Here is a 241-nt window from a genome sequence, read left to right as displayed (position 1 = left end):
GGTCAATTCCGCTTGCGGTCCTTCGGGTTGCGCACCTCCACGCCGCCGAAGCCGCAGAAGCCCTTGACCGCGATCCGGGGTGCGACGCCGTCCGGCGGGGCGAGCTTGCGAACCTCGGCGCCGCCGAACACGGCGATCACGCTGCTGTCCACGTCGGTGCCCGGCGGCACCGTGACCTCCACGCCGCCGAAGAGGCAGAACACGTTGAAGGTCAGCTCGTGGGCCTCGAAGGTGGCCTCGG

At 70.5% G+C, this 241-nt stretch carries 1 pseudogene; it reads right to left on the bottom strand.

Going from position 1 to position 241, the window contains the following annotated elements:
* Positions 1-2: 2 nt before the first annotated feature.
* Positions 3-241: pseudogene (locus tag BN358_RS26610) on the bottom strand (hypothetical protein); the annotation flags it as partial.

It is taken from the genome of Sedimentibacter sp. B4, assembly GCF_000309315.1.
Classification (GTDB): domain Bacteria; phylum Bacillota; class Clostridia; order Tissierellales; family Sedimentibacteraceae; genus Sedimentibacter; species Sedimentibacter saalensis.
Note: the sequence above shows the minus strand (reverse complement) of the source record. Positions and strands in the feature narration are given on the sequence as shown.